The sequence below is a fragment of the Catellatospora methionotrophica genome (genome assembly GCF_011297335.1).
Classification (GTDB): Bacteria; Actinomycetota; Actinomycetes; order Mycobacteriales; family Micromonosporaceae; genus Catellatospora; species Catellatospora methionotrophica.
Genome location: NZ_JAAOTJ010000011.1, coordinates 32,126 through 58,990, shown reverse-complemented (window position 1 = coordinate 58,990; position 26,865 = coordinate 32,126). Strand labels below are relative to the sequence as shown.

Sequence of the window (26,865 nt, the reverse complement as noted above, 5' to 3'; positions counted from 1 at the left end):
ATGAACAAATGGCGAACAACGGACGGACAACAAGCCACATCCGTTGATCCGAAGGGGTGACCGGCCTAGCGTCACCGTCGTGCCGCCCATGACGATCGATCATGTCGTACCGGTCCGGGCCAGGTGGCTGGCCGAGGAACTGCTGGCGGACCTGCCGCAGCGGCGCGCACACAGCGCCGGAGTGGCCGGGCGCGCCGCCGAGCTGTCCGCGGCCGTCAGCCGGGTCGACCGGGACCTGCTGCTGTGCGCGGCGTGGCTGCACGACGTGGGATACGCCGCCGCGGCGCTGGACACCGGATTCCATCCCCTGGACGGAGCCCGCCTGCTGCGGCGGCTGGGCTGGCCGCCGCGCCTGTGCGCGCTGGTCGCCCACCACTCGGGCGCCGCGTTCCTGGCGCAGGCGCAGGGAGTGCCGGGCCTGGCCGAGTTCCCCGACGAGGCGTCGGCCGTCACCGACGCGCTGGCCAGCGCCGACCAGACCGCGGGGGTATGCGGGGAGCCGGTGTTCCTGGAGGAGCGGCTGACCGAGGCGCTCGGGCGGCACGGCGCGTCCTCGGCGTACGGCCAGGCGCACCTGCGTCGCGCGCCCTACCTGCGCGCCGCCGCGGCCCGGGTGCAGAGTCGCCTGCTCACGCTCGCCGTCGCCTGACCGTTACCCAATAGCAATCGAAGCCTCCCGCTGCACCGGCCCGCTTGTCCATAGGTTCGCGGGATGCCCGCAGAGACCCGACAGCAGACGGCCCCCGTCGATGCCGATCATCCCGTCGCGGAGGTTCCCGTCGCGCCACGTGACCGGGGCGGTGCCGTCGAATGGACGCTGTTCGGCCTCGGCATGTTGTCGCTGGTCTTCGCCAACCACAAGGTGACCTGGGACGCCCGCCGCCGCTACGACGCGCTCGACCAGCTGCTCAGCGGCGACGGCCTGTCCGAGGACCGGTACTCGCTGCTCGGGCCGCTGTTCGCGACGCCGATGTGGCTGGCCGGGCAGGTGATCGGCCGCCCGGACGTCTGGCTGGCGTACTTCAACCTGGTCGTCTTCGCCCTCGCCCTGCTCGCCCTGCACCTGCTGCTGCGGGGACGGGTCGACGCCGGGCTGCTGCGGCGTTTCCTGCTGCTGCTCGTCGTCGGCAGCATGATCCCCGCGCACATCTCGAACTTCTACGCCGAGACGTTCTCCGCGATGACCGTCGGCGTCGGCCTGATCGCCGCGTACCTCGCGGCCACCCACCCGTGGTGGCGGCGGCTCGGCTGGGCCGGGCTGGCGCTGGGCACGGCCAACATCGCGGCGACCCTGCCCGCGCTCGCGCTGACGGCCGCCGACCGTGCGGTGCGGCTGCGCCGCCTGCGGTACGCGGTGCCGGTGGTGACCGCGGTGCTGCTGGTGCTCGGCGAGGCGTGGCTGCGCCGGGGCGACCCGCTCGACCAGGGGTACACCGGCGAGCGGTTCGACTATCCGATGGCGCTGGGCGTGCTGGCGATCCTGTTCTCGTTCGGCAAGGGACTGGTCTGGTTCACCCCGGGCCTGTTCCTGCCGATCCGGCGCAGGCTGCGCGGGCTGTACGACGCCGGCGCGGTCGACCTGTGGGGCGCGTACCGGTCGTGGCTGATCTACGTCGGGGCGATGGTCGCGGTGTACGCCAACTGGTGGGCGTGGAGCGGGGACCTGTACTGGGGACCGCGCTTCTTCCTGCTCGCCGTGCTGCCCGCGGCGCTGGCGCTGGCGGTGTGGCTGACCCGTCCCGACGCCCGCGCGTGGCCGAACGTGATGCTGCTGGGCGTGCTGTCGCTGTCGGTCTGGGTCGCCGCGAACAGCAGCGTGTTCGAGTCCAGCGGCGCGCCGCGCTGCTACGACAAGGCGAACCTGCAGGAGGACTACTGCCGCTTCGGCGTCGTCGAGAGCGACCTGTGGTACCCGCTCACGGACTGGCCCGGCAACCTGGCGCCCGGCCGGTACGCCCAGCTGGCCTTCTTCGCCGTCGTCTGGGCCTGGCTGGCCGCGCCGATCGTGGCCCGGCTGACCCGCTCGGCCACCGCCTGGCTGCGCGCCCATCCGGTGGCGTCCCCGGCCCAGTGGCGCTGGTAGACCCGCCGCCGCGACAGGCGGCGCAGGGCACCTTCCAACACGGGGTCGACACGGGTGAAGGCGGTGCCCGGAGCGGCGCACCGGACCCGGTGCGCCGCAACGGTTACGCCGTCAGCGCAGCGGGTCGACGGCGACGGCGGCCGTCAGCGCGTCGACCAGCGCGCCGGTGGCGGGCAGCAGGCCGCGTCCGTCCGGCTCGGACAGACTCGCCGTGGACTCCAGCCGGGCCAGGATCGCACCCGGCAGCAGCGTCACCCCGACCGCAGGCAGGCCGGTGACGTGCACTCCGGCGTACGAGTCGGGCCGTGGCACGTCGCGCACCATGCCACCCGGACCGGTCCAGCGCACCAGCAGGTGGCTGCCGGCCGTGGGCAGCACCGGCCGCGCCGCGTCGGCGGGATCGAGCGGTTCGCCGAGCAGCGCCTGCAGGTGCTGGTGCAGGCATGGGTTGAGCCCGTGCCGTTCCTGCAACCGGCTCAGCAGCCACGACGAGCCCTGGATACGCGGGTTGACCTCCAGGAACGCCACATCCCCGCCGGACACCGCGATGTCGGCCCCGAACAGGCCCCGGTGCCCCTGCGTGGCCAGCCACGCTCCGATGCGCTCGGTGTGCAGGTAGGCCTGGGCCAGCGCGCCGGGGTCGACGCGCGGCATGGCGAAGTCGCTGCCGCAGTAGCCGCCGAACGCGTAGCCGAGCTGCGCGATCCCGCTGATCTGCAACGAGGCGGGCAACAGCCGTACGCCGTCGGCGTGCACCACCCCGGCCACGTTGATCGTCACGTCCCCGGCGTAGCGCGACAGCAGCCACCGCGTCACGTGCGGGTGCGCCTGCCGTGCCGCGGCCAGCTCGGCGGCGTCGCGGACCAGGTAGGTGCCCTGGCCGCCCGCCCCGTTCGGGGTCTGCGCGATGAACGGCGCGTCCAGCCGCCGGGCGACCGCCGTGAAGTCGAGTTCGTCCCGGTCGAGCGCCAGCGCCTCGGGCACGGGCACGCCGAGCCCCTGCAGCGCCTGGCGGATGTACACCTTGTCCTCGGCCAGCCGCTCGACCACGTCCAGCGGACCGGCGGCCAGCCGCACCCGGCCCGGCCAGGCCGCCGCGGCGGCGTCCCAGGCGGTGCTGGCGCGCGGCGGCACCAGCAGGATCGGCCGGTCGTCGGCCGGGGCCTCGGCCAGCACCTTCGGGACGAAGTCGGCCAGCCGCGCGACGTCGCCGAAACGCCACCGGCGGCGTACGCCGTCGAGCCGTTCCAGGGACAGTGTCCGGGTGCCGGGCAGGTCGGCGTCGGCGTCGCCGGACAGCACGCAGACACACGAGGGGTGCTCGGTCAGCGGCGCCATCATGCCGGGATACGCGCTGGCGGTCACCAGGCGGTAGTCATGCAGGTCCCATGCCATGGCGGCAACTGTGGCCGATCGCACGCGGCTTCGCGGCAGGTCGCAGGCGTACTTCCGGCGAACGGCGGGGGAACTCTTCGACACGCCCCGGTGCGTCCTCACGTGTTGGACGGGACGCGCAGGGTGGGCGAGTAGGCGAGCAGGGCGACGCCGGTGGCGATGGCGGCTCCGGCCAGGGTCAGGGTCCACAGGGCGGCCAGGCCCGCCGGTGGGGCCTCGTCGAACAGCAGTGCGCCCCACAGCCAGCTCAGCACCGGGTCGGCGACGGTCATCGCGGTCAGCGCGGCGGGCAGCGAGCCGCTGCCGAACGCCTCCTGCGCCAGCAATGCCGCGACCAGCCCGGACAGGCCCAGGGCGTACACCGGCCAGTCGAGCACCGTCGCGATCGGCCCGCCGGTGGCGAACTGGTCGGCTACGACGACGGTGAGCACGGCCGTGGTGCTGAAACCGGTTCCTGCGGCGACGCCGGTCAGCGCGGTGCGGGCGGTCCGGCCGGGGCGGCCACGGGCCGCGGCCAGCAGCACGCCGATCAGCACGACCGCGGCCAGCAGCACGGCGGGCAGCGGCTCCCGGCGTACCGTCTGCGCGACCCCGCCGCGCCAGCACCAGCACCGCCAGGCCCGCGCAGACCGCCGCCGTGCCCAGCCAGTCCCGGCCCGACGGCGGGCGGCCGGTGCGGGCGTACGCCATCGGCAGCGCGAACATCAGCTGCACCGCCAGCAGCGCCTGCACGATGGAGATGGACCCGGTGTGCAGGGCCGTGGCGTGCGCGGCGAAGCCCAGCACGTTGCAGCCGAGCCCGGCCAGCCACACCGGGCTGCGCAGCAGCCGCGCCACGACGCCCAGCACCGGCAGCCAGTGTCCGGCGATGTCACCGCGGGCCTGGGTGACGGCGCGGGTCACCCGGTGCTGCAGCGCCGCCGCCGCCGCGAACAGCCCGGCGGCGAGCAGGCCCAGGATGGTGCTGAGGATGGTCATTGTTCCCCGTTCGCACACCGCCACGGCCGGACGGCGTGCGGGCATCATGACCGGGCAGCCGATACGCTGATCGACTCCTGCGCCGCCGGTCGGTGAACGGCAGGCGTCGGCGAGCGCAGCGGCATCAGCACCAGCAGCCCCAGCGTGATCCACACGTACGCGCTGCCGCCGACGAACCCGTCCGGGTCGCCGGACCTGTTCGCCCACACCCACACCACGCTGCTGCACAGCACCACGTACGCCGCCCCGGCCGACCACAGCAGCTTGCGCCGCCGGCGGGGCTCCGGCTCGCGCAGCCCCGCCCCGGTCAGCAGGACCAGCGCGGGCACCACCCAGACCAGGTGATGCACCCAGGTGACCGGGCTGACCAGGCACGCGGCCAGGCCGGTGAGCGCGAAGCCGCCCCACACGTCGCCCGCGCGGGCCGCCCGGCGCACCCGCCAACCCCACACGACCAGCGCGCATACGACCGTGACCAGCCAGAACACCGGGTGCGAGTGCTCCGGGTCGAGCCGGGCGATCACCCCGCGCAGCGACTGGTTCGAGATGTAGAACAGGTCGCCGATCCGGCCGGTGTCACCGAACGCCGACGTCCAGAACGTCCACGACGGACCCGGCGCGACGAGCACCGCCAGCAGCGTCGCGGCGGCGGCGGTGGCGCTCGCCGTCACGGCCGCCCGCCGCCGCCCGGCCAGCAGCAGATACCCGATGAAGATCGCCGGGGTGAGCTTGATCGCGGCGGCGAGCCCGATCCCGATGCCCGCCCACCGGCCCCGGCCGCTGGTCAGCAGCCACGCGTCGGTGAGCACCAGCGCGACGAGGATCAGGTTGACCTGGCCGAAGCTGACCGTGTCGCGGGCCGGTTGCAGCGCCGCCAGCAGGCACACGGCGATCCCGAATGTGAACAGCCGGGGCCAGCCGTGCTCCCGGGCGATCGGGTCGACCAGCCAGTACAGCACCAGCGCGCAGGCCACCGCGGTCAGCGCCACGTTGACCGCGATCACGGTGTGCCAGCCGAGCATGCTCATCGGCAGCATCACCACCGCCGCGAACGGCGGGTACGTGAACCCGTAGTGGGTGCCCGGCACCAGGTAGCCGTACAGGCTGCCGCCCTCGTGCACCCAGTCGTTGACGGCTCCGTAGTAGACCAGCACGTCGAACCAGCCGCGATGCCCCGGGATCAGCGCGATGAACAGGCCCACCGCGGTGGCCAGCGCGAGCACGCAGAGCAGTCGGGCGCGGGGCGTGCTCACCATGCGGTGGGCTCCGTTCCTCGATAGGGACGCACCGGCGCGGCGACGTCACCGGCGTACAGGACCAGGATCGGCACGGCCAGCAGCGCCCCGGCCAGCGCCGCCGCCAGCTCGTCCACCGACGGCGTGAACCCGCTCGGGAACACGGTGACCGTCAGCGCGAGGCAGGCCAGCGCCGTCCAGCGGCGCACCCGCCCGTGCGGCGGTGCGGCGGCCGCGATCGGCACCAGCCCCCACAGCAGATACCAGGGCCGCAGGGCCGGTCCGAGCAGGGCGAGCGCGGCCAGGCTCAGTCCCAGGGCGTACACCAGGCCGAGCCGTCGCCGGTGATGCCAGGCCAGCAGCGTCGCCCCGGCGGCGGCGGCCAGCCCGATCCAGCGCCACGCCGGGATCGCCGACGCGGCCAGATCACTGCCCGCCGCCTCCAGCAGGTTCCGGGTGATCCGGCCGACGGTGCTGCTCAGCGACCAGTTGTGCGCCGAGATCGGCGTCGTCAGCGACCGCACCCACCCGTAGCCGGTCCCCGTCACGGCGGTCACCAGCGCGGTCGTCGCGGCGGCCAGGCAGGCGGTCGACCCGAACGCCCGCAGGGTGGCCGTCCGCCGCCCGAGGGCCGGGCGATCCGACACCGACCCGGCGCACGCCGGCCGCGACGCGGGCAGGATCGCCGCGGGCGGATCTGCCGAGCGGTGCAGCGCGCGCTGCCACAGCCAGACCACGACGACCAGGCCGAGCGCCGCCGGGGCCTTCACCAGGCTGGCGAGGGTGATCACGACGGCGGCCAGCGCGAACCGGTTGGCGCAGGCGGCGGTCAGCCCGGCGATGAGCAGGCCCAGCATGACCGCGTCGTTGTGCGCCCCGCTGACCAGGTGCAGCAGCACCAGCGGATTCAGCGCGCCGAGCCACAGCGCGGCGGCCGGGTCCACGCCGCACGACCGGGCCAGCCGGGGCAGGCACGCGATGAGCAGCACGACCCCGGCCAGTGCCACCGCACGCATGCCGAACACGCCCAGCGGCACGTCCGTCGCCGAGAACCCCGACACTCCGGCGGCCAGGGACAGGAATGCCGGGCCGTACGGCGTCGGCGTGTGCTGCCAGATCACGGGCACCTCCGCCAACAGCGGGCCGCCCATCGCCGACGGGCCCGCCTGGTAGACGTCGAGCCCGGCCGTGACCATTGCCCCCTGCGCCAGGTAGCTGTAGACGTCGCGGCTGAACAGCGGCGGCATCGCCACCAGCGGCACCGCCCACGCGGCGAGCACCAGCAGCAGGGTGCGCGGGGAGGGCGGGTCGCCGCCGCGTACCGCCCGGCCCAGCCGCCACCAGGCGGCCACCAGCAGCGCCAGCCCGAAGTAGGCGCAGACCAGCCCGGCGCCCTGGTGCTGGCGCAGCGCGCTCAGCCCCAGCGCGGGTGCGAGGGTGTCGCGCACCGGCAGCGCCCCCGCCGCCAGGCCGCCACCGGCCAGCGCCGTGGCACCGGCCAGGCCCAGGACGAGGCACCGGCGCGTCTCGTCGGGCAGGCGGATGGCGGACAGCACCAGGGCAGGCTGCCAGCAGGCGGTGTACGGCAGACGACGGCGGCCCCAACCAGTCGTGGCCGCCGAGTTGCCGCGACCGGTCAGCTCCCGTCGATCGTGATGTCGAGCGCCGCCGCCAGCGTGTGCGCGAGCCCGGCCAGGTCGTGCGCGCTGACCACGGCGCCCTTGAGGCTCGCCACACTGCCGATGCCGCCCAGCTCGCACCGGGTGAACCGGGCCCCGGCACAGTCGGCCTGGGCGAACTGCGCGCCCGACAGGTCGCAGCCGGTGAAGCTCGCCCCGCGCAGATCGGCGTTGGTGAAGTCGGCCCTGGTCAGGTTGCAGTCGATGAACGCGACGTCCTTGAACGAGGTGAACCGGAACGTCGCCAGGTCCATCCGGCACTCGCGGAACGTCACGTCGCGCAGCGTGCCGTCGACCCAGTGCAGGCCGGTGAGCCTGCCCAGCGACACCTCGACCCGCAGCAGGCCCGACTTGGTCGCCTTGAGGTTCGCCCAGTCGGAGGTCTCCACCAGGCAGTCGGTGAACATCGCCCGGTCCAGCACGGTACGGGCCAGGCCGGTGCGGGTGAACCGGCACTGCTCGAACTCGGCCGCGTCGGCGGCCTGCCCGTTCAGGTCGTGGTCGAGGAACGCCAGCCGCCGGAACGTGGCCTCGTCCTCCAGGTCGTGGTCCGGCGACACCGCCGTGTCCATGGCCGCCGGGGGTTTGGGCCGGGTGGGCACGCGGGGCGGACGGCTGGTGTCTCTGCTGGTTGCTGACCGAGGCGGCACGGGTCGACCCTAACCCGGCCCTTGCCCGTCGCCGGCGGCGGAGACGGGCGCCGGTTAATGATCCATCTGCCCGGGGTACCCGGAGCGGGTCGAGCCGTCAGAAGTCGAGGGAAGGCAGGACAGCATGGTGCACCCGTCAGTCCGGGAGTTCGTGGTCGCGGACGTGAGCGCCGGCCCCTACAGCATCACGACCGGGTCCGACGGCGCGCTGTGGCTCACACTGATCCACAGCGGTGAGGTCGCCCGGTTCTCCACACGCGGGGAGACCACCCGGTACCGGGCCGGACCCGAGGGCTGCCGGCCGGGCATCATCACGGCGGGTCCGGACGGGGCGCTGTGGTTCACCCGGTCCGCCGACGGCCACATCGGGCGCATGGGGACCGACGGGACGCTGACGGCGTACGCGCTGCCCGACCCCGGCAGCAGCCCGTTCGGGATCTGCGCGGGCCCGGACGGCGCACTGTGGTTCACCGAGATGAGCACCGACCGGATCGGCCGGATCACCACCGACGGCCGGATCAGCCACTTTCCCGTGACGGGACGGCAGACGTTCCCCTCGATGATCACGGCTGGCCCCGACGGGGCACTGTGGTTCACCCTCAACCAGGCCGGCGCCATCGGCCGTTGCACCGTCGACGGCCTGGTGACGCTCCACAGCCTGACCGCCATCGGTGCCGCCCCGGTGGGCATCGCGTCCGGCGACGACGCGGTCTGGTTCGCCGACATCGGCACCGGGCAGCTCGGCAGGCTCGGTATGGACGGCGCCGTCCAGGATTTCCCGCTGCCCGACCGGGGCGCGAAACCGCACGCCGTCGCCGTGACGCCCACGGGCGACTGCTGGTTCACCGAATGGGGCGGCAACCGGATCGGCCGTATCACCGCCGCGGGTGTGCTCACCGAGTACGACCTGCCCACCCCGGCCTCGGAGCCGCACGGCATCACCGTCGGCCCGGACGGTGACGTGTGGGCCGCCCTGGAGACCGGTGCCGTAGCCCGGATCAGCGTGCACTGACCTGCGGCTGTTATCAGGGCAGGAGATCGAGTTCGGTGCCCCACGCGTCGAGGACGTCGCCGTGCCCGCGCTCGCGGGCCAGCCTCGCCAGGTCGCAGCGGCGGCAATCGGATTTCGGCCGGCATGATCGCCGTTTCCGGTCGATACGTGTGGTCAGACCGCACTTTCCGACCGCAGACAGTGATCTCCGCATCCGGCGGCCGCCGCGAGCCGCATCGACTCGCGGGGCTCGCGGGCCGCGAGTGCGCCGCGCATCGCGGCGTGGATGTTGTCGTGGTCGGCGGCCAGGTCGGCGGGGTGGGGCGGGTGACGGTCGGCTGTTTCGGCGAGTTCGGTGAAGTAGGCCAGGTGGGCGTGGCGGGACTGGTCGGTTTCGCCCGCTTCGGCGAGGCGGTCGCGGGCGTACTCCCGGATGGTGCCCAGCATCCGGTAGCGCGGCGCGCAGCCGCCCTCGGTGAGCACGAGTGACTTCTCGGTCAGTGCGGTGAGCAGCTCGAACACCTGGCCGGGCGCGATCGGGCCACCGGCGCAGACCCGCTCGGCCGCGTCCAGGCTCGCCCCGCCGGAGAACACCGCGAGCCGCCGCAGGACGGTCCGTTCGGCGTCGGTGAGCAGTTCCCAGCTCCAGTCGATGACGGCGCGCAGCGTGCGGTGGCGGGGCAGGGCGGTGCGGCTGCCGCCGGTCAGCAGCCGGAACCGGTCGTCGAGGCGGCCTGCGAGCTGGTCGAGGGACATGGTGCGCAGCCGGGCCGCGGCGAGTTCGATCGCCAGTGGCATGCCGTCCAGTGCCCGGCAGACGCGCGCCAGGGTGGCCGAGGTGGCGGCGTCGGTCCCGAGGTCGGGGCACACCGCCCCGGCGCGGTCCCGCAGCAGGCGTACGGCCGCAGCCGCCTCGATCTCGCCCTGGGTCGCGTCGTGGGCGGGCAGCACCGACGGCGCGACGGCCCACAGCGCCTCGCCGGTGATGCCGAGCGGTTCCCGGCTGGTCGCCAGGATCCGCAGCCTGCGGCACTCGCCGAGCACGCGGTGGGCGAACGCCGCCGCCGCCTCGACGACGTGCTCGCAGTTGTCGAGGATCAGCAGCATGGCCTGCTCGCCGACCGCGGCGGCGACCTGCCGCACCGGGTCGGTGCCCGGTGCGGCGTCACGAAAACCGAGCCCGGCGAGCACCGCCTGCGCGACGTCGCCGCCGGCGCCGACGGTGGCGAGTTCCACCAGCCAGATCCCGCCGGGCAGGTCCCGGGGCAGGGTGTGCGCGGTCTCGGTGGCCAGCCGTGTCTTGCCGGAACCGCCGGGTCCGATCAGGGTGGTGAGCCGGTGCCCGGCGACGAGGTCGCGGACGGCGGCCAGGTCGGTCTCCCGGCCGACGAAGCTGGTCAGTTCGGCCCGCAGGTTGGTCCGCCGCCTGTCGTCGCGCTGCCCCAGCTCGCCGCGCAGCAGCGCGACGTGCAACGCGGACAGTTCCGGTGCCGGGTCGACGCCCAGCGTCTCGGCCAGGGCGTCCCGGGTGCGCTGGAAGACCAGCAGCGCCTCGGTGCCGCGTCCGGCGGCCACCAGGGCCCGCATGAGCGCGGCGGCGAGCCGTTCGCGCAGCGGATGCGCGGCAGCCAGGTCGGTCAGCTCGCTGACCAGGTCCGCGCCGTCGCCGAGGCTGGTCTCCGCGTCGCACCGGTCCTCGACGGCGGTCAGGCGCAGCCGCTCCAGCCGGGTGACCGCCGCGTCCAGTGCGGTGCTGTCGGGCAGTCCCACATCCTGCATCGCCGTGCCGCGCCACAGAGCCAGGGCGTCGCGCAGCCGCCGTACGCGCTGCGGCCCTTCGCCGTCGCGGGCCTGGCCCACCAGGCGCGCGAAGCGCACCGCGTCGACGGCGTCGGGTGCCAGCAGCAGCCGGTAGCCGTCGGTGTGGCCCTCGATCATGCCGTCCGGCAGGGCCCGGCGCAGGCGCGAGACCAGGCGGTGCAGCGCGTTGGTGGCGTCGGCGGGCGGGTGGCCGCCCCAGATCCAGTCGAGCAGCGCGGCTTTGGGGACGACCCGGCCTGGTTCGAGCGCGAGCGCTATCAGCAGCCCGCGCAGGCGCGCGCCTGGCACGTCGGCGGGTGCTCCGTTCACGCGGACCTCGAGCGGCCCGAGCATCCTGATGTCCACGACGGCGGTGTCGCGGGGATCGTCGGCGTCGGTCGGCGGCTGCCTGCCGGGCGGGCTCACGGCTGCCGCCCCGACCGGTGGGGTCAATACGGCCACGGACATGGTGATTCGTCCTCTGACTCGGTGGCGGAGGGAGTCGTGGATCAGCGCAGGGGGAGTTCGTAGCGGCGGGTTCGCCGTACGGGGCGGAAGCCGAGATGCTCGCGCAGGGCGAGCAGCGGGGCGTCGTCCTCCGGGGTCACGGTCTCGATCTCCTCGACGTGCGGGTGGACCTCGCGCAGCCGCTGGATCAGGGCGGCGTTGACCCAGCGGCCCAGCCGCCGTCCGCGGTGGGCGGGCAGCACGGCGGGCCCGTACTGGCGGGCGCGGGGCCGGGGGTCGACGACGGCGACGGCATAGGCCGCCAGGTCTCCGCCGTCGTCGGCGACGGTCAGCACGGTGTCACCGGGCCGGCTCGGACTGCCGATCAGGTCCGCGACGCTGGAGTCGGGGGGCACGTCGCCGCTCCAACAGGTCAGGCGGTAGCCGCGGTGTCCGGCGTCGACCAGTTCGCCCAGCCACGCGCGATGCACGTCGGCGTAGGCGAGCAGGTCGTGGCGCACGGTGCGGGCATGCCGGAAGCCGTGCCGCAGGCAGAACGCCTCGGCGGGAGTGCCTGCGGCCACCTCGACGGCGAGGTGCCGTTCGGTGGTCTGGGCCCGGACCGCGGCCAGCAGCCGGGAGCCGATGCCGCGCCGGCGCCACTGCGGCTCCACGTACAGGTTCAGGTCGGCGGCGCACGGGGTCACGCACAGGGCGGGCGGGAGCAGGAGACCGTGCGGGCCGGTCGGCCGCAGCCCGGCGACGCCGGCGACGAAGCCGTCGGGTGTCACGGCCTGCCACCACGGCACTCCGGGATGGTCCGGCGTCGCCACGATGTCGATCATGCACTCGGTCATGGTGTCACCATCGCCGTCCTGGCCGGCCGGAACAACGCCCAAGATCGCACCGTCACATAAGCGCGGGTTATCGTTCGAGGCCGCACGCGGCGCTGCGACCGGCCGTGGTCCGGGTCACGATCGCGGTCCGGCCCCGCACCGCCGCCGTAGACTGCCGCTTCGCGGCGCGACGCGGGTGAGCGGTGACAGGGGGCCAGGTGGAGTTACGCGACATCGAGATCTTCCTGACCCTGGCCGAGGAGCTGCACTTCGGGCGTACGGCCGAGCGCCTGCACCTGTCCCAGGCGCGCGTCAGCCAGTCGATCAAACAGCAGGAGCGCCGGATCGGCGGCGCGCTGTTCGAACGGACCAGCCGCAACGTGCAGCTCACGCCGCTGGGGCAGCGGTTGCGCGACCGGCTCGGCGCGGGCTACCGCGAGATCATGGCGGCCGTCGACGAGGCCGTCGCCACCACGCGCGGGCAGATCGGCACGCTGACGCTGGGCGCCATGGCCGTCGACCACCACCAGATCGCGCCGGTCCTCGACCTGTTCCGGCAGCGGCATCCGCGGTGCGAGGTGCGCATCCGCGAGATCCTGCCGACCGATCCGTTCAGCGCGCTGCGCGCGGGCCGGGTCGACATCGCGCTGGCGTGGCTGCCCGTCGACGAGCCCGACCTCACTGTCGGGCCGAACCTGCACACCGAGTCGATGGTCCTGGCCGTCTCGCCCGGCCATCCGCTGGCCGGCCGGGACCAGGTCACGATGGAGGACCTCGGCGACCACCCGGTGGTGTGGGCGGACGGGCCGATCCCCGACTACATGTGGCGGGCGCACACCCCCGCGGTGACCCCGGCCGGACGGCCCATCCCGCGCGGTCTGGGGGTGGCCACCCTGGAGGAGGCCCTGACCGCGATCAGCGGCGGCACGGTCGTGTCGCCGGTCGGCGTGCACGCGGCCGCCACCCGGTCGCGCCACGACATCGCCTTCCTGCCGCTGGCCGACGGCCCGGTCCTGCAGTACGTGCCGGTGTGGCGCACCGCCGCCGAGACCACCCTGGTCCGCGCCTTCGCCCAGGCGGCCGCCGACGCCTAGCGCGTGTTTCAAAAGTGTGCGGCTCGTGCGGCCGATGTGATCGTTGTCGGCTGGGTGTTGTCGGTGGTGTGTGGCAGGGTGTGCTGCCGTGGCCCGTTTCACCACGTTCCAGTTCTGTTTGGACCCGACCGTCGAGCAGCAGACGATGCTGCGTCGGCACGCGGGTGCGTCCCGTTTCGGGTACAACCAGTGCGTGCGGCTGGTCAAGCAGGCCCTGGACGCCAAAAGCCATGGGATGGGCTGCAGGGTGCCGTGGTCGGGCTTCGACCTGATCAACGCGTTCAACGGGTGGAAGACCTCGGCCGATGCCGGCCGGGTGTTGGTGGCCGCCGCGGACGGGACCACCACGGTCAACGCCACGGGCCTGTCGTGGCGGGCCGAGGTGTGTCAGCAGGTGTTCGAGGAGGCTGCGGTCGATCTGGGCCGCGGACAGGGCCTCGCGGACCGGCGAACGCAAGGGTCGGGCGGTGGGCTTCCCGAGGTTCAAGTCCAAGAAACGGGCACTGTTGTCGTTTCGGGTCCGCTGCAAGACCTCCACCGCTGGCCGGGCCAGTATCAGGGTCGGTGACCACGCTCCACGTACCGTGACCCTGCCTGGTATCGGCACGGTCGCGGTACGCCAGGACACCCGGCGGCTGCGGCGCATGCTCGCCAAAGGCCGGGCGAAGATCCTGTCCGCGACCGTCACACACCGGGCCGGGCGGTGGACGGTGTCGGTGACCTGCGAGGCCGCGGACCTGCACGCTGCCGCCTGTCACCAGCCGCGCACGCCGACCACGGGCTGGGTGGGCGTGGACCGGGGTCTGACGGCGTTCGTCGTGGCCGCCACCGCCGACGGCACCCCGACGCTGCGTGTGGATGACCCACCCCGGCCTGCGCGCTCGGCGATGGTCCGTCAGCGGCGTCTGGCCCGCGCCGTCACCCGTAAACAGCGCGGCTCCCGCAACCGCGCCGACGCCGCCGCCCGGCTGGGCCGCCATCACGCCCGCGTGGCCGCGATCCGGCGTCGTTTCCTGCACGAAGTCTCCAACAAGCTGGTCAAGACCCACGACCGGCTCGCGATCGAGACCCTCACCATCACCGGCATGCTCACCAACCGGCACCTGGCCGCTGCGGTCGCCGATGCGTCGTGGGGCGAACTGGCCCGGCAGTTGACCTACAAGCAGCAGTGGCACGGCGGGCATCTGTGCCCGGTCGATCGCTGGTACCCCTCGACGAAGACCTGCTCGGCCTGCCGGACCGTCGCCGCCGCGGTGCCGCTGGGCCAGCGCGTCTTCACCTGCCAGGCGTGCGGGTACCGCGCCGATCGTGACCTCAACGCCGCTGTCAACCTCGCTATCTGGGCCGAGCAGCACCACGCCCGGGTCCGGGACCTCCCCGCAGGGGGCCCGGTCACCAAAGCCCGCCGAGGGAAAGGCTCTGGCCCACGCACCCGCGCGGACGAAACCGGCCCCGATGACGCAGGAACCGCACCCACCCCACCCGGGGTGAGGCACGGACGCCCGAGAAGGGCGCTGTCTCACAACTCCACCGAGTTATGAAACAGGCCGTAGCGGGGTCGGCGCGCGGCGTCGGCCGGTTCGAGGGCGCTGTGCACGCCGAGGAAGCCCTGTATGGCGGCGTCCCAGCCGAACTGCTCGGCACGGGCGCGGGCGGCGTCGCGGCGGCGGCGCTCGTCGCGGCCGAGCAGCTGGAGCACCCCGTCGGCGAGATCCTCGCCCGCGACCGCGACACCCGCGTCTCCGACGACGGCGGGCAGGGCGCTGGACGCGCTCACCACGGCCGGGGTGCCGCAGGCCAGGGCCTCCAGCGCGGCCAGCCCGAACGTCTCCATCGGACCGGGCGCGACCACCACGTCCGCGCTGGCCAGCAGCGCCGCGAGCCGCTGCCGTTCGCTGATCCAGCCGGTGAACGCCACCGGCAGTCCGGCCGCGGCGGCCTGCAGCCGGGACCGCAGCGGCCCGTCGCCCGCGATCACCAGCCGGGCGGCGACACCACGGTCGAGCAGCGTGCGCAGCGTGGTCAGGGCCCGTTCCGGCCGCTTCTCCGGGGACAGGCGTACGCAGGCGACCAGCAGCAGCTCGCCGCCGGGCACGTGCTCGCCGCGTACGAGCGGGTCGCGGCGGTCGGGGTGGAACAGGTCGAGGTCGACGCCGAGCGGCACCTGCGTGACGTTGTGCGCCCCGACGCCGGTGAACTCCCCGGCGGCCCAGGCGGTGGTGCAGACGATCCGGTCGTACGCGGCGGCGCTGGCGCGGTTGAGCCCGGCGGCGATCCGGGCGCGCACCCCGGCGGGCAGCTTCACGACGCCGAGCAGCCCGTCGACGCTCTCGTGCGACACCATCACCGACGGCACGCCGTGGCGGCGCGCCCAGTCACCGGTCCAGCGCAGCGTGGTGCGGTCGGACACCTCGATCCGGTCCGGGGCCAGCGCGGTCAGCAGGTCGGCCAGCGGCCTGCGGCGCACCAGCAGCCGGTAGCCGCCGCCCAGCCCCGGCGCGACCGGCCCCGGCAGGGTGATCACCCGGCCCTGCTCGCTCGGCTCGTCGGTGTGCCGGGCGCCGGGGACGACCAGCACCGGTTCGTGCCCGGCTGCGGCGTACCCCCGGCCCAGCTCGCGCAGCGCGGTGCGCAGGCCGCCGGAGCTGGGCGTGACGAAGTTGGCCAGCCGGACGATGCGCAGCCCGGTCACGGGACGTGCACCGGTACGGCGACGGGTGCGGGCACGCGGCCGGGCACGCGCACCGTGGCCGTCGCGGCGGCGTAGTGGCCGATCAGCTCGTCGCCCAGCGCCGACCAGGTCCGGCTGGCCACGGCGGCGCGGGCGGCCCGGCCGTAGTCGCGGCGTACGGCCGGGTCGGCGAGCGTGCCGACGGCGGCCGCGAACGCCGCGCCGTCGTTCGGCGGCACCAGCAGCCCGTCGACGCCGTGGCGCACCAGGTCGAGCGGCCCGCCGATCGCGGGTGCGACCACCGGCACGCCGCTGGCCTGGGCCTCCTGCACGGTCTGGCAGAACGTCTCGTGCGGTCCGGTGTGCACGAACACGTCGAGGCTGGCGTACAGCCGGGCCAGGTCGGTGCCGCGCCGGGTGCCCAGGAAGTCCGCCTGCGGCACGGCCCGGCGCACCGCCTCGCGGGTCGGGCCGTCGCCGACCACGACGACGCGCACGCCGGGCAGCGCCGCGGTCCGGGCGAGCAGGTCCACGCGCTTCTCCCGCGCCAACCTGCCGACGTAGCCGACGATCAGCTCGCCGCCCGGGGCGAGTGCGGCGCGCAGGCTCTCGTCGCGGCGCGACGGGTGGAACAGCTCGGCGTCGACGCCGCGCCCCCACCGGCCGACGTTCGGGACACCGTGTGCGACCAGCTCGGCGGCGGTCGTCGACGACGGGGCCAGGGTCGCGGCGGCGCGGCCGTGCACGTGCCGGATCCAGCGCCAGGACAGCGCCTCACCGGGGGCGACCCCGTACGCGCGGGCGTAGCCGGGCACGTCGGTCTGGTAGATCGCGACGACGGGGATGCCGAGGTCGGCGGCGGCCTTCGCGCCCCACGCGCCGAGCACGAACGGGCTGGCCAGGTGCACCACGTCGGCCCGGTGCCCGGCAAGGGCCTCGCGGAGGCGGCGGGTCGGCCAGGCCAGCCGCACGTTGCCGTAGCCGGGCATCGGCAGCGAACCCAGCCGTACCACCGGATAGGGCTTCTCGGTGATCGCGCGGCCCGCCCGTGGTGCCGGTCGCGGCGCGATGACCAGCGGCTCGTGGCCGCGCGCGAGCAGGTGGTCGGCGACGCGGGCGACGGAGTTCGCGACGCCGTTCACGTCCGGGGAGAACGACTCGGTGATGATCGCCACGCGCATGGCCGCCACGCTAGGTTCGCCGCCGGGAGCCGAGGCGAAGCCAAGGAGTCGTCCCGGCGAAGCCCAGGGGAACTGTTCCCCAGGCTCCGCCGGGCACAGGTCACGGGTTGCGCCGGTACTGCGCCGCCGAGCCCTTCGTCGCGGGGTCCTCGTACGCCCCGGCCCGGCCCCGGTCGACGTGCCAGCTGGTCAGGGTGCTGACCGTGGCGTTCGGGTTGGCGCGGTCGCTGACCACGCGCTGCCGCGTCGTCCACCGCTGCGGCGTCACCTCGTACAGGTCGTAGCCGTACCGGTTGCCCTCGAAGTACTGCAGGTGCGGGTTGACCTGGCCCAGGCGCGGGCCGTTGGCCGCGTTCCAGCTCGCCGGGTACGCGCCCGAGGTCGTCGAGTGCGCCACGAACTCGGTGCCGATGACCGGGGCGGCCAGGTTGTCGAAGTCGGGGCGCACGTCCTGCACGAACGCGCTGTGCCAGTCGCCGGTGATGGTCACGAAGTCCGCGATGCCCTGCTGCTGGGCGTACGTCAGCAGTTCGGTGCGCTCGGCCCGGTAGCCGTCCCACTGGTCGGTGAACAGGTACCCGCCGTCGGGGTTGCGCTGCTGGCTCAGGAAGATCGAGTTGACCCAGCAGTGCCAGCCGCCGCTGCGCTGGGACACCCGGTCCTTGACCCACTGCTTCTGAGCCGGGCCGAGGATCGAGCCGCCGGTGAGGTTCTGCTCGGTGCGGTGCTGGCGCAGGTCGAGGATGACGAGTTCGAGCAGGTCGCCCCACTGCCGGTGGCGGTAGATGCGCGGGTCGGGCAGCGCCGTGTCGGAGCCCTCGAGCCGCAGCGGCAGGTGCTCGTACCAGCCCTGGTAGGCCGCCGACCGGCGGGCCACGAAGCTCGCCGCGCCGCGCGAGCCGGTGTAGTCGTTGACGACCTCGTGGTCGTCCCAGGTCAGGTAGAACGGGTGCGCGGCGTGCACGTCGCGCAGCAGCGGGTCACCCTTGTACAGCGCGTGCAGCCTGCGGTAGTCGGTCAGCGTGTACGCGGTGCCCAGCTCGGAGCCCTCGTACACGTAGTCGCCCAGGTGCACCACGAAGTCGAGGTTGCTGTCCGCGGCGATGTCGCGCATGCCCGGATACTCGCCCGACTGGTAGTTCTGGCAGTTCAGCGACGCGAACCGGACCAGGTTCACCGCGCCGACCGGTGCGGTCTTCGTCCGCCCGACCCGGCTGTACTGGCCCAGCGCCCGGAACCGGTAGTGGTAGCGCCGCCCGGGGGTCAACCCGTCGACGACGACGTGCAGGCTGTGCCCGAGCAGCACCGACGCGGCGACCGAGCCGGACGCGACCACGTTGGTCATGGCCGCGTCGGTGGCGACGCTCCAGTCGACCTGCACGATGTCGGGCAGCGGCTGCACGTCGGCGAGCGGGTCCGGGGCCAGCCGCGTCCACAGCACGACGCTGGTCGGCAGCGGGTCACCGGAGGCGACGCCGAGGGTGAACGGGGCCGGGTCCCAGCTCGCGCCGAGTGCGGCCGCGGCGGCGTAGGCGGCCTGCGGGCCGAGGTCGCGGGCCAGCGGCCAGGCGGTCGCGAGCGCGCCCGCGCCGACGGCGGCCTGCAGGAGTTGGCGGCGGTGCAGGGCCATCAGGCTCCTCCGGTCGAGACGCTGAGGGACAGGGAGTCGGCGTAGCCGTCGTTGGAGGTGCCACCGGCCCGCACGAACAGCAGCTCGACCTGCGCGGTGCGGCTGCCCACGGGCACCGTGCCGGTCGCGGTGCGCGACAGCATCCCGGTGACGTTCGCCCGCTGCGCGGCGGTGACCGGGCCGAGCACGACCGTCGACAGGGTCTGCCCGGCGGCGTTGCGGAACGCGACGGACAGCTGCGCGGTGTCGTTCTGGTCGGCGTACCCGCCGAGCCAGGCCGCCGCGTCGTAGCGGGCCGTGCCCGCGTCGATGGCGCCGGTGTTCGGCAGGGCCACGCTCTGCCCGAGGCGGCTGCGCGCCGACGTGCCGCCGCCGAGGAAGTTCGCTCCCCGGTTCGCCGGACCGGGGCTCGACGCGGTCGGATAACCGCTGGTCCCGTACGCGATGACGGCCGTGCCGCCCTCCAGGTGGGTCCAGCCGGGAATCGACGCCGTCGCGCCGCCGGTGCCGCCGGGACCGGCGTCGCCGCCCGGGTTGGCCAGCAGGTTCACCGCCGGGGTGGACAGGGTCAGCCACAGGCTGTCGGCGTAGCCGTCGTTGGACGTGCCGCCGTCACGGGTGAACAGCAGCAGCACCCGCGCGGTGCGGCTGCCCGGCGGCACGGTGCCGGTCTGGGCGCGCCGCAGCAGGCCGGTGGCGTTGCCGCGCTCGGCGGCGGTGACCGGCCCGAGCACGACCACGCCCAGCGGCCGGGCGGCGGCGTCGAGGAACTCCACCGACAGGCGTGCGCCGTCGTCCTGGGCCGCGTACCCGCCCAGCCATCCGCCGGTGTCGAACAGCGCGGTGCCCGCGTCGATCTGTGCCGTCATCGGCAGCGTGATCTGCTGCGTCAGCCGGGTGCGGGGCGCGTCGCCGCCGCCGAGGAAGTTCGCGCCCCGGTCGGCCGGACCGGGGCTGGACGAGGCCGGATAACCGCTGCTCCCGTACGTGACGACGGCCGCCGCGCCCTCGATGGTGGTCCATCCGGGAACGACCGGGGTGGGCTGGCCGGTGCCGCCGACGGCGGCGTCGCCGCCCGGGTTGACGATCAGGTTCGCTGTCTGCATCACGCCTCCTGGCAGGATCGCGAGCAGCGTGAAGGCGCCCGCTGTCGTGCCGGAGACGGGCACGTGGCGGGCGCGTGAAGCGCGGACGGCCACCCGGCACAGCGGACCCGCGCCCTTCACACTGATCTGCATCAATATGCCACGACCGCATAGGATCAGACCATGCTCGCTGAACTGCAGTGCGTCGTGCTGGACTGCCGTGAACCGAAGCGGCTCGCCGAGTTCTACCGGTCGCTGCTCGGCGGCGACGTCAACCGGCCGGACCGGCGCTGGTCACTGGGCGACGACTGGTCGACCCTGCACGCCGCCAACGGCCTGGTGCTCGCCTTCCAGCGGGTCGCCGAGTACCAGCAGCCGCAGTGGCCCGACCCCAGCAAACCCCAGCAGTTCCACCTCGACTTCGGCGTGCCCGATCTGGACGCGGCCGAGGAGGAGGTGCTCGCCTGCGGCGCGACCGTGCTGGACGCGGGTTCGCCCGGCCAGAGCTGGCGCGTGTACGCCGATCCGGCCGGGCATCCGTTCTGCCTCGTACGGCACTGAGCACGCGCCCGGTGACACCGGGCGCGTCCGGGGGGTCAGCCGACGTTGACTCCCGCGCCGACGCGGTGCAGTTCGTTGACGTGCGTCATGAACATCTCGTCGGACTGCCGGGCCAGGTCCTTGACCCGCGGGTCGAAGCCGTAGTTCAGCTCGGTGCGGGCCGCCTGCAGGCTCTCACCCTGGGTCACGATCTCCCGCGTGATCCACACCTGGTCGAAGGTGGGCCCGGTCGTCGCGGCCAGCTCCTTGAGCACGTCCATCTGCTCCTGGGCGGGCTTGTCCGGCAGGGCCACCTTGACCTGGTCGGCGACCGCCACCACCGCGGCGTCGAACCGCGTGTGGTCGGCGGCGATCAGCTGGCCCAGCCGCCGCACCTCGTCGGTGGTGCCCTTCTGGGCGGCCAGGTTCCCGGACGCGATCTCGTAGAGGTTCGCCTGGTGGATGCCGACCAGGAAGGAGGCGTCCTGCGCCGAGGGCACCGCGGCGGCCGGCGCTGCCGCGCCCAGCAGGATCCCCACCGTCGCGAGCACGACGAACAGCCCTCTGCTCCGGTTCATGACCAAGCCTCCATCCCCCGGGACCGCGCGGCGCAGCCTGGTGCCGCGGGTGGCGCGCGGCCGCCTGCGCCCAGCTCAGTACCCACCAACGCGGTAGCCGACACCTGCCCGCCGAGGGGCAGCGGACGGTGATCTTCCCGGATTAGAATGCCGCCCATGCGCCACCACCTGATGCCGCCGGCGGTCGTAGAGGTGCGGCCCGCGGCGGCGGGGGACTGGGCGGCGGTCGCCGAGCTGGTCAACTTCTACATCGCCACCACGACGGTGAACTTCCGCACCGAGCCGCAGACGCCGCAGGTGTGGGCCGAGGACTGGGCCCGTGGCCGCGACCGCCATCCCTGGCTGGTGGCCGTGGTCGACGGCGAGGTCGCCGGGATCGCGTACGCGGGCCAGTGGAAGGCCCGTGCCGCGTATGACTGGTGCGCCGAGGTCACCGGTTACGTCGCCGACGGCAGGCGCGGGCAGCGGGTCGGCCACGCGCTCTACCGGGCGCTGCTGGCCACCCTCGACGCCCAGGGTTACCGCACCGTGATCGGCGTGATCGGCCTGCCCAACGAGCCCAGCGCGCGGTTCCACGAGGCCTTCGGGTTCCAGCACACCGGCACCCTGCGGGGCGTCGGTTACAAGCAGGGCCGCTGGTGCGACATCGGCTTCTGGCAGCGTGCGGCGGCCACGGACGCCCCGCCCGGGGAGATCAGGCCCTTCGCGGCGGTATGGCCGCAGGTCCGCGCGGCCCTCGACGGTTCCTGACGTGCGGGCGCGACGGCTTGTCGTCATCGGAGACGGTCTGTATAACGTTATAGAGCGAAGGCGGTTGATCGCGAAGGGCTGCTGAACTCGTGATACCAGTCGGTGGTCGGCGGCGGCACCTGCGTTGACGTGGCGGACCCGCCAGTGGTGACAATGAGCGGTGAGTGGAGGAAACCCGCCGATGGCGGTCAGTCTCAAGGACATCGCCAGACGGGCCGGTGTGTCCCAGGCGACCGTGTCCAATGTCGTCAACGGCTACCGGCCCGTCGGCGAGGCCACCCGCGAGCGGGTGCAGCAGGCCATCGACGAGCTCGGCTACACGCCCAACCTCAGTGCCCGTCACCTGCGCCGGGGCCGCACCGGCATCATCGCGCTGGCCCTGCCCGAGCTGAACAACCCGTACTTCGCCGAGCTCGCCGACGCGGCGATCCGGGCGGCCACCGCACGCGGGTACACGCTGCTGCTCGACTACACCGACGGCGACCGGGAAAAGGAACTGCTGGTCGCCGACGGGTTCCGGGCCCAGATCATCGACGGGCTGATCCTGTCGGCGGTGCACCTCAACCGCGACGACATCGCCAGCCGTACCAGCCAGACCCCGATGGTGCTGGTCGGCGAGGCCATCTACCACGCCCCGTACGACCATGTGGTCATCGACAACCTCGCCGCCAGCCGCGAGGCGATGCGGCACCTCATCGCGCTCGGGCGGCGGCGGATCGCCTTCATCGGCGCGCACATCGAGGCCAGCCGGGCCCCGTCGCTGCTGCGCCTGCGCGGCTACACCGAGGCGCTGGCGGCGGCCGGGCTGCCGTTCGACCCCGACCTGACCGTCACGACCAGCGGTTTCGGCCGCGGTGACGGTGCGGCGGGCATGCGGGCGCTGCTGACGCTGGCGCAGCCGCCGGACGCCGTGTTCGCCTTCAACGACCTGATCGCGCTGGGCGCGATCCGGGCCCTGCACGACCACGGGCTGCGGGTGCCCACCGACGTGGCCGTGATCGGCATCGACGACGTGGAGGAGGGCCGGTTCAGCATCCCGACCCTGACCACGATCTCGCCGGACAAGGAGCTGATCGGGCGGCTCGCGGTCGAGAAGCTGCTCGACCGCATCGAGGGCCGCCCGGCCGGGCCGCCCGCCGAGTTCCAGCCGCCGTTCCGGCTGGTCGTCCGCGAGTCGGCACCGGCGCCCTGACCGGCCCGGACCGGTTACGAGGCGGTGGCGGCGTCGGCCGCCCAGTCGGCGACCGGCGGCGGCTCGCGGTCGGCGTAGCAGGCGGTGACCCGGCAGCCGAGCTTCGTGTGCAGGCCAGGGCGGTAGCTGACGACGATCTCTTGGCGAGCGGCGCGCCCTTCGGTGGTGCGGCCGAGGGCGTACAGGTTGCGCTGCAGTGCGTGCAGGGCCCAGATCAGCAGGTCGGTGGCGTGGTGGTCGTCGTCGGGATCGATCAGTCGAGCGTGCGCGACCGCCTCCTCGGCCAGGCGGAGCCGGTCCGCCGGTGAGTCCGTGACGCGCTCCAGGCGCAGCAGCGCGCCGACCAGGCGGCTGCGGTAACCGGCGGTGCGGGCCACCAGCGTGCGGCAGGCCCATACCTCGGTCGGCAGGTCCGGCCCGGCGGACGAGAGGAGAACGTTGCGTGCGATGAGCTCAAGCTCGATCAAGTTGCCTCCGCGGCTCGGTCGACATGACACGTCGCCCACCGCGTACGGCGGGCGACGCGTGCCGGTCTGCCGAGGGGCGCCACCTCGCAGACAGGCACGAGCGGGAAGCTTAGGCAGCTCAGCCCGGGGGTCGCGACGGTCGAACGGAGGAGTGAAGATCACGCGGAACCGCCTTATGCTGAAGGCGGCTCAACCTCCGGTGTGGATCAGACCGGCGGGCGGCGGGTGGTGGTGGAGGTCTTCTTCACCTGGAAGTCGTCGCACGCGGAGTCGGTGACCTCGCCGCGGATGCTCTGCCCCGCCGCCGCCGCGAACGAGGCTTCGAGCCCGACCATGACGTAGTCGCCCGGCCGCTTCACCCAGTGCCCCGGCAGCAGCGTGAAGCCCGTCGCCGTGTACGTGCCGTCCAGCACGAACGACCCGCGCGGCACATCCGGGTTGCTGCTCACCGGGAAGAACTCGAACATCGCCTCCACCTCGTGCTCGTCGACCACGAACACGGTGAGCTTCAGCCCGGTCAGGCCCTGCCGACAACGGTAGGTGCCCTCCCAGGTCCCCGACAGGAAGGTCCGCGCCGCGGCGAGGTCGTCCACCTCCGGGCTCGCGCTGGGAGAGGGCGACGGGGAGGCGTACGCCGAGCGCGACGGCGCGACCACCAGGTCCCCGTCGGACGGTTCGTCGATCTGCGCGATCAGATACCACGCGCCCCCGGCGAGCAGCGCGATCGCGAGCAGCGCCGCCACCCCCGCGAGCACCCAGGTCAGCCCCGACGAACTGCCGGACGGGCTCTTGGCCGGTGGCGACCACGGCGGCAGCGGCTCGCCGGGCGGCGGGTACGCCCCCGGGGCCGGTGGCAGCGCGCTGGTCATCGCCAGGGTCGGCGGGTTCAGGTCGTTGAGCAGCGCCTCCAGCCAGGTCGTCAGGCTGGACGGCCGGTCCGCGGGTGCGGCGGCCAGCGCGTTGAGGATGCGGTGGCCGAACGCGGGGAACGCGGCGCACAGCGGGTGGGTGCGCAACTGCTCGCTGAGCTGCTGAAGATCGGGTCCCTGCGGCGCGAACCGCACCGGCGGCGGCGCGCCCAGCGCGGCGTGCGCGACGGTCGCCGCGAAGGCGAAGCGGTCCGCGGCCGGGCTGGTCACCGCGCCGGGCAGGAACAGCTCCGGGGCGGCGTACGGGGTGCTGCGCGCGGCGATCAGGGAGCCGTCGACGGTCCACAGCTGGCCGAGGTCGGCGGGGCTGGACGAGCCGTCGGGGCGCACCACGACGGTGGCCGGTGTGACGTCGCCGTGGGCCACCGGCACCCCGGTGCGCCGCCCCGAGTGCAGCTCGTCGAGGACCGCCGCGGTGCCGGTCAGCGCCCGCAGCCGGTGCGCCGGCCCCTCGTACGGGTTGAGCGCCAGCCAGTCGAGATAGGACAAGTCGCCGAACCGGTTGTCATACACGGCATCCTCCATCGCGGCGCTGACCCGTCGACAATATAGACGGCCGTGTCATCCTGGCGGCCCGCCCGCGCTCGCCGTGGTCAGAGCAGGCTGGACAGGGTGCGGAGCTGGGTCGCCACGGACTGGGCGATGTTCTCGCCGTGCTGCTGGCCGCCTGAGGCGTACCGGGTCAGCACGGCCATGGTCCAGGTGTCGCCGAGCGCCAGGCAGTTGACGTTCCAGAAGCCGTAGGGCGCGCCGCGCCACACCCAGCCGTTCTTGATCGCGATCTTGGGCTGCTCGGCGGCCGGGAACGCGCGGCGGATGCCGAAGGTGCCCTCGCCGCGCACCGCGCGCATCTCGCCGATGAGGTAGTCGGTCCACCGGGAACCGGCCGCCGTGCCGGTGCCGATGGCGTGCGCGATACGGCAGGTGTCGCGCGCCGAGAGCTGGGTCTTGCTCCAGTCCGGTCCGGCCGCCGAGTCGGTCAGCTTGCAGATGGAGATCAGTCGGGTGATCGTGGCGCGCCCGCCGAGTTCGGTCCACAGCGCCGTGGCGACGGCGTTGTCGCTGTCGCGGATCAGCTTGCGGAGCTCGGCGAACCGGGCCGCGCTCGGGGTCTGGCCCGCGTCGGTGGCCCGGCGCAGGTAGTCCGCGGCGAGCCAGGCCTTGATCATCGAGGCGGTCATGTTCGTCTCGGACAGGTTCTTCGCGCCGACGATCTCGCCGGTGGCGCGGTCCATCAGCGCCCAGCTGTACCAGCCGCTGGTAGTGATCTTGATCAGATCTCCGGCGTTGGCGGCGGTCAGGATGCGGGCGCGCTCGGCCTTCGGCGGGCCGGGCTGGGCGGGCACCGTGGCCGGTGTGGTGTCCACCGGTGCGGGCGGATCGTGCCAGAGCGCCGCCGCGCCGGGGTCCGCGCCGCCGCGCCCGGCCAGCCAGAGACCGCCGGTGGCCAGCGCGGCCACGCCCACGCCGCCGGCCAGCAGGGCACGGCGGCGGGTGTGCTCGGTCATGAGGCAAGCTCCGAGGGGGCGGAGTGGCTGCCGATGGCGGGGGTGCGCGTCGGCGGGGCGGGGGTTACGCCGTCGATGATGCCCCACGCGCGGGCTTCGCGTGATCCGTAGACCGGGTCAGTCCAGGCTGATCGTTCCGGTGATGGTGGTCGGGCCGGTCGCGGCGAGCGCGTCGGCGATGCCCGCGGCCCAGTCCCGGATCGCGTCCCAGTCGCGGAAATCGCCCTCGGGTGCGCGTAGCGCCACCACCAGGGCCTGCTCGGCGATGCTCAGCCTGCTGTGTTCGAGCCGCCCGGCGAAGACCTTGTGCTCGCGGGCGCCGGTGGCCTCGGCGATGGCGGTCACGTCGACCGGGTCCTCGTCGGGCATCGGCGGGTCGCCGACCGGGCCGCTGGAGAACAGCCACACCGGGCGCGTGGACAGCACGGCGGCGTGGCTCTGCACGAACCAGCGGGCCGGTTGCAGCCAGTGCCCGGAGTAGACCGCGCTGCCGACGACGAACGCGTCGAAGCCGTCGACCTGCAGTGACGGGTCGATCTCGGTGGCCTCGGCGTCGAAGCCGCGTTCGGTGAGCACCTTGGCGATGACGGTGGCGATCTCCGCGGTCGCCTCGTACTTCGACGCCGCGGCGACCAGGACCCGGCGCGGCGGGCCGGTCTGGCCGGTGAGCGCCTCGGGCAGCTCCTCCAGCTGCGCCATGACCAGGCGCTGCAGCGGCGGTTCCAGCAGCGGGGGCGCGGTGGCCGGGGCCGGCGCGGTGGTCATGCGGGGGTCCGTTCCAGGTCGGCGTCGGCCTGCGCGAGCAGCCGCTGCCCGAGTTCCACCAGGGCGCGGCCGACCGCGAGCTCGTCGCCGATCACCGGCACGTCCTCGTCGAACCGCTGCCGCGCGGCGCTGCCGTCGCCGCGCAGCGCGGTGATCGGGCCGCCGGTGTCGAGGCGGGCGTGCGCCTGCGTACGGCCGGAGCCGTCGTCGTCGATGGTGATGTCCACGGTCCAGTGCTTCGTGCTCATCGGCCCGGCCTCCCGGCAGTGACGCGCCGGCACGCCGTCAGGTCGCGTGCCGCCCCTGCCATTGTCGCGCTCGTAGCGCTCGGGGTGGGCCGGTTGGCCTGCACAAAGGGCGATTCGGCGAGATCGCGGCCGC

The 26,865-nt window shown here is 73.9% G+C and carries 26 protein-coding genes and 1 pseudogene; 10 read left to right on the top strand and 17 right to left on the bottom strand.

All coding sequences use genetic code 11. The annotated features are described in order from the left end of the window. The first annotated feature begins 88 nt into the window (after positions 1 to 88). Positions 89 to 649 (top strand): HD domain-containing protein, encoded by a 561-nt coding sequence (locus HAV40_RS23335; RefSeq protein WP_166384717.1) that lies wholly within the window; start codon positions 89 to 91, stop codon positions 647 to 649. Between the two features lie 63 nt (positions 650 to 712). After that, positions 713 to 2,083, top strand: coding sequence for a hypothetical protein (locus HAV40_RS23330; RefSeq protein WP_166384715.1), 1,371 nt, complete (start codon positions 713 to 715; stop codon positions 2,081 to 2,083). A 111-nt stretch (positions 2,084 to 2,194) separates the two neighbouring features. Here HAV40_RS23330 and HAV40_RS23325 read toward each other — a convergent pair whose 3' ends face one another. Both HAV40_RS23325 and HAV40_RS23320 read right to left on the bottom strand, forming a co-directional pair. Continuing rightward, positions 2,195 to 3,478 (bottom strand): ATP-grasp domain-containing protein, encoded by a 1,284-nt coding sequence (locus HAV40_RS23325; protein WP_166384713.1) that lies wholly within the window; start codon positions 3,476 to 3,478, stop codon positions 2,195 to 2,197. A 98-nt stretch (positions 3,479 to 3,576) separates the two neighbouring features. Then, the gene (locus HAV40_RS23320; protein ID WP_166384711.1) at positions 3,577 to 4,032 is read right to left on the bottom strand and encodes a DMT family protein; all 456 of its coding nucleotides are present in this window, start codon (positions 4,030 to 4,032) and stop codon (positions 3,577 to 3,579) included. 83 nt (positions 4,033 to 4,115) lie between these two features. Between HAV40_RS23320 and HAV40_RS23315 the strand changes: the two genes are divergently transcribed. Further along, the gene (locus HAV40_RS23315) at positions 4,116 to 4,526 is read left to right on the top strand and encodes a hypothetical protein (protein WP_166384709.1); all 411 of its coding nucleotides are present in this window, start codon (positions 4,116 to 4,118) and stop codon (positions 4,524 to 4,526) included. Here the strand turns inward: HAV40_RS23315 and HAV40_RS23310 are convergent. From HAV40_RS23310 to HAV40_RS23300, 3 genes are all read right to left on the bottom strand, one after another. Then, positions 4,501 to 5,712, bottom strand: a complete 1,212-nt coding sequence (locus HAV40_RS23310; protein WP_166384707.1) for a glycosyltransferase 87 family protein — start codon at positions 5,710 to 5,712, stop codon at positions 4,501 to 4,503. The genes HAV40_RS23315 and HAV40_RS23310 overlap by 26 nt on opposite strands. Continuing rightward, positions 5,706 to 7,247: a polyprenol phosphomannose-dependent alpha 1,6 mannosyltransferase MptB gene (gene mptB, locus HAV40_RS23305; RefSeq protein ID WP_203672222.1), complete on the bottom strand. Its 1,542-nt coding sequence runs from the start codon at positions 7,245 to 7,247 to the stop codon at positions 5,706 to 5,708. Before mptB ends, HAV40_RS23310 begins: the two co-directional genes overlap by 7 nt. Before the next feature lie 80 nt (positions 7,248 to 7,327). Beyond that, entirely contained in the window at positions 7,328 to 7,942 is a 615-nt protein-coding gene (locus HAV40_RS23300) for a pentapeptide repeat-containing protein (protein WP_166384705.1), read from the bottom strand. A 202-nt stretch (positions 7,943 to 8,144) separates the two neighbouring features. Here HAV40_RS23300 and HAV40_RS23295 point away from each other — a divergent pair, with 202 nt between their 5' ends. After that, positions 8,145 to 9,032: a Vgb family protein gene (locus HAV40_RS23295; RefSeq protein ID WP_166384703.1), complete on the top strand. Its 888-nt coding sequence runs from the start codon at positions 8,145 to 8,147 to the stop codon at positions 9,030 to 9,032. A gap of 153 nt (positions 9,033 to 9,185) precedes the next feature. On the opposite strand, the gene HAV40_RS23290 is transcribed toward HAV40_RS23295, so the two are convergent. Beyond that, on the bottom strand, positions 9,186 to 11,177 hold the full coding sequence (locus HAV40_RS23290; protein WP_166384957.1) for a BTAD domain-containing putative transcriptional regulator: 1,992 nt from the start codon (positions 11,175 to 11,177) through the stop codon (positions 9,186 to 9,188). 143 nt (positions 11,178 to 11,320) lie between these two features. Beyond that, positions 11,321 to 12,115, bottom strand: coding sequence for a GNAT family N-acetyltransferase (locus HAV40_RS23285; RefSeq protein WP_166384701.1), 795 nt, complete (start codon positions 12,113 to 12,115; stop codon positions 11,321 to 11,323). Positions 12,116 to 12,312: 197 nt separating this feature from the next. Between HAV40_RS23285 and HAV40_RS23280 the strand changes: the two genes are divergently transcribed. The 3 genes and pseudogenes from HAV40_RS23280 to HAV40_RS23270 all read left to right on the top strand — a co-directional run bounded on the left by HAV40_RS23280 (position 12,313) and on the right by HAV40_RS23270 (position 14,729). Continuing rightward, a complete protein-coding gene (locus tag HAV40_RS23280) occupies positions 12,313 to 13,188 on the top strand; it encodes a LysR family transcriptional regulator (RefSeq protein ID WP_166384699.1) in 876 nt (291 codons plus the stop codon). 70 nt (positions 13,189 to 13,258) lie between these two features. Then, a pseudogene (locus HAV40_RS38955) lies at positions 13,259 to 13,393 on the top strand (helix-turn-helix domain-containing protein); the annotation flags it as partial. A gap of 100 nt (positions 13,394 to 13,493) precedes the next feature. Then, positions 13,494 to 14,729 (top strand): RNA-guided endonuclease InsQ/TnpB family protein, encoded by a 1,236-nt coding sequence (locus tag HAV40_RS23270; protein WP_239087058.1) that lies wholly within the window; start codon positions 13,494 to 13,496, stop codon positions 14,727 to 14,729. Here the strand turns inward: HAV40_RS23270 and HAV40_RS23265 are convergent. From HAV40_RS23265 to HAV40_RS23250, 4 genes are all read right to left on the bottom strand, one after another. Beyond that, positions 14,708 to 15,880, bottom strand: a complete 1,173-nt coding sequence (locus HAV40_RS23265) for a glycosyltransferase (protein ID WP_425549774.1) — start codon at positions 15,878 to 15,880, stop codon at positions 14,708 to 14,710. The genes HAV40_RS23270 and HAV40_RS23265 overlap by 22 nt on opposite strands. Next, entirely contained in the window at positions 15,877 to 17,040 is a 1,164-nt protein-coding gene (locus HAV40_RS23260) for a glycosyltransferase family 4 protein (protein WP_166384693.1), read from the bottom strand. The genes HAV40_RS23265 and HAV40_RS23260 overlap by 4 nt, the downstream gene beginning before the upstream one ends. A gap of 100 nt (positions 17,041 to 17,140) precedes the next feature. Further along, on the bottom strand, positions 17,141 to 18,670 hold the full coding sequence (locus HAV40_RS23255) for an alkaline phosphatase D family protein (protein WP_166384691.1): 1,530 nt from the start codon (positions 18,668 to 18,670) through the stop codon (positions 17,141 to 17,143). Continuing rightward, positions 18,670 to 19,908 (bottom strand): hypothetical protein, encoded by a 1,239-nt coding sequence (locus HAV40_RS23250; protein ID WP_239087057.1) that lies wholly within the window; start codon positions 19,906 to 19,908, stop codon positions 18,670 to 18,672. Before HAV40_RS23250 ends, HAV40_RS23255 begins: the two co-directional genes overlap by 1 nt. A 30-nt stretch (positions 19,909 to 19,938) precedes the next feature. Between HAV40_RS23250 and HAV40_RS23245 the strand changes: the two genes are divergently transcribed. After that, entirely contained in the window at positions 19,939 to 20,316 is a 378-nt protein-coding gene (locus HAV40_RS23245; RefSeq protein WP_166384689.1) for a VOC family protein, read from the top strand. Between the two features lie 35 nt (positions 20,317 to 20,351). On the opposite strand, the gene HAV40_RS23240 is transcribed toward HAV40_RS23245, so the two are convergent. Next, positions 20,352 to 20,873 carry a DUF4142 domain-containing protein gene (locus HAV40_RS23240; protein ID WP_166384687.1) on the bottom strand — a complete coding sequence of 174 codons (522 nt, stop codon included), beginning with the start codon at positions 20,871 to 20,873 and terminating at the stop codon, positions 20,352 to 20,354. Positions 20,874 to 21,029: 156 nt separating this feature from the next. On the opposite strand from HAV40_RS23240, the gene HAV40_RS23235 reads away from it, so the two are divergent. Then, positions 21,030 to 21,623 (top strand): GNAT family N-acetyltransferase, encoded by a 594-nt coding sequence (locus tag HAV40_RS23235; RefSeq protein ID WP_239087056.1) that lies wholly within the window; start codon positions 21,030 to 21,032, stop codon positions 21,621 to 21,623. Positions 21,624 to 21,804: 181 nt separating this feature from the next. Next, positions 21,805 to 22,815, top strand: coding sequence for a LacI family DNA-binding transcriptional regulator (locus HAV40_RS23230; RefSeq protein ID WP_166384685.1), 1,011 nt, complete (start codon positions 21,805 to 21,807; stop codon positions 22,813 to 22,815). Between the two features lie 14 nt (positions 22,816 to 22,829). Here the strand turns inward: HAV40_RS23230 and HAV40_RS23225 are convergent, their stop codons facing one another. The 5 genes from HAV40_RS23225 to HAV40_RS23205 form a co-directional block, all read right to left on the bottom strand. Beyond that, positions 22,830 to 23,282: a hypothetical protein gene (locus HAV40_RS23225; RefSeq protein WP_166384683.1), complete on the bottom strand. Its 453-nt coding sequence runs from the start codon at positions 23,280 to 23,282 to the stop codon at positions 22,830 to 22,832. A 206-nt stretch (positions 23,283 to 23,488) separates the two neighbouring features. Further along, a complete protein-coding gene (locus tag HAV40_RS23220) occupies positions 23,489 to 24,724 on the bottom strand; it encodes a serine/threonine-protein kinase (RefSeq protein WP_166384681.1) in 1,236 nt (411 codons plus the stop codon). An 80-nt stretch (positions 24,725 to 24,804) separates the two neighbouring features. Next, the gene (locus tag HAV40_RS23215; protein ID WP_166384679.1) at positions 24,805 to 25,719 is read right to left on the bottom strand and encodes a serine hydrolase; all 915 of its coding nucleotides are present in this window, start codon (positions 25,717 to 25,719) and stop codon (positions 24,805 to 24,807) included. Positions 25,720 to 25,836: 117 nt separating this feature from the next. Further along, on the bottom strand, positions 25,837 to 26,484 hold the full coding sequence (locus tag HAV40_RS23210; protein WP_203672220.1) for a flavodoxin domain-containing protein: 648 nt from the start codon (positions 26,482 to 26,484) through the stop codon (positions 25,837 to 25,839). Beyond that, complete coding sequence (locus HAV40_RS23205; protein ID WP_166384677.1) at positions 26,481 to 26,732, bottom strand: dsRBD fold-containing protein; 252 nt, start codon at positions 26,730 to 26,732, stop codon at positions 26,481 to 26,483. The genes HAV40_RS23210 and HAV40_RS23205 overlap by 4 nt, the downstream gene beginning before the upstream one ends. Positions 26,733 to 26,865: the final 133 nt, after the last annotated feature.